Source organism: Stenotrophomonas sp. 278, from assembly GCF_003935715.1.
Taxonomy (GTDB): domain Bacteria; phylum Pseudomonadota; class Gammaproteobacteria; order Xanthomonadales; family Xanthomonadaceae; genus Stenotrophomonas; species Stenotrophomonas maltophilia_AH.
Map to the genome: position 1 here is coordinate 1 of NZ_RHPP01000287.1, position 1,389 is coordinate 1,389.

General features: G+C 63.0%; 2 protein-coding genes. Both read right to left on the minus strand.

Translation table 11 applies throughout. From position 1 onward, the window contains the following. Nucleotides 1–539: 539 nt before the first annotated feature. Nucleotides 540–926: a hypothetical protein gene (locus tag EGJ34_RS21710; protein WP_125362452.1), complete on the minus strand. Its 387-nt coding sequence runs from the start codon at nucleotides 924–926 to the stop codon at nucleotides 540–542. Nucleotides 927–929: 3 nt separating this feature from the next. After that, nucleotides 930–1,058: a hypothetical protein gene (locus EGJ34_RS22825; protein ID WP_260477096.1), complete on the minus strand. Its 129-nt coding sequence runs from the start codon at nucleotides 1,056–1,058 to the stop codon at nucleotides 930–932. Nucleotides 1,059–1,389: the final 331 nt, after the last annotated feature.

Here is a 1,389-nt window from a genome sequence, read left to right on the forward strand (position 1 = left end):
CGCAGCCCGTGCGCCTGGCGCGTCAGCCGCGGCCGCGCCCACCGCAGCCCAAGCTCCCTTGCAACGGCCGGCAACGATCCGTAGGGCAGCTCCCATGCCGCTCCGAGCAAAGCAGCTGATCCCCAGCGCAAGGTGAGTCCTGTCCGCTCCCTGTCCTGAGCCACCCAGCCCATAGACCGACCGACGCGCTGCTGCGGCATTACCTCGTTCCACGGCGTGCGCGAGCTGCCGGCAGCGGTTACGGCCACCGACCAGGGCATAGCCGTCGCCGCGCCGAAGTGCACCTCATGCTGCACCCAGTTGAGGACAGCACCATTTCGCGCGCTAGATGCTTGGTGCCATCGGGCCGTGCTCAGTCGCGCCAAACGCTGCGTTCCCTGCCAAGCAAATCGCACGCTGAGGCGCAGCGCCTCAGCGGACGGCCCCGGCGGATCCACCTGTGACCAGTCCACGCCCAGGTTCAAGCCAACCTGGAGACCGCCCCCGAGCGAGAGCGGTCCCAGATTCAGCGGAACCCGATTGCCAGCAGCCGCCACCGGCTATTCCTCCACGGCCGGGCGCACCCAGTCCTGAATGGCCGCGTTCTGCTGACCGCTGTCGTCGTAGCCGACCACGGTGAGGATCAGGTTGGGATCCAGGCGGTTGACCCGCCACGTGCCGTCTGGCTTGGAGAGCAGGCTGGCGATGCAGTTGGTCGTTCCTCGGTCGAACACCAGGATGCGCCCCTGCGCCGGCTGATTCAGGATGCGGAAACGGCCATCGACGTCATTCTGGTCCTCGCCCGACGGAGCTTGACCAGCCAAGAAGCCCCTGCCGGCGTAGGCCTGGGCTGTCGACACCAACGCGCCGAACCGGGCACCCACGTTCGATGGCACCCACTTTACCGGTGAAGTCCTGAAGCCGAATCTGATGCCAACGATGCTCATGGATCACCATTCATTGGCAACGTCGATCAGCACCTGGCCGAGATAGGTCTCGACGTAGCTAGTGGTGTCCGTAATGTAACCCTTGGCAAGTAGCTGCGTTCGAGCGGGAAGCCCATCGATGTCGCTGACCACGGTTAATTCCGGGAAAGGCCGACGGTGAATGGGGGCATAAAGCCCAGGCAAATACCCACGCGGTACATATGAGTTCTCAAAGACGACAACTGGCGAATAGAGCAAGCCATTGTTCAGAGGATATGGGTACGGCGGGTACTGATTTGAACTACCAAAAGAGCCGCTCGAGAAATGTCCGTCAGCGGAAACACCACACCTGATCGCGCCAGGATTCGCCGTCGCGTTCCGTCCGATGAAGCAAGACGTGGTGGAATGAGAGTGTCCGTATTTTTGTGTTCGGGCGACGTGGGCTGTCCGATGACAGCCCGGTTTCTCAGTACGGGCTCCGGAT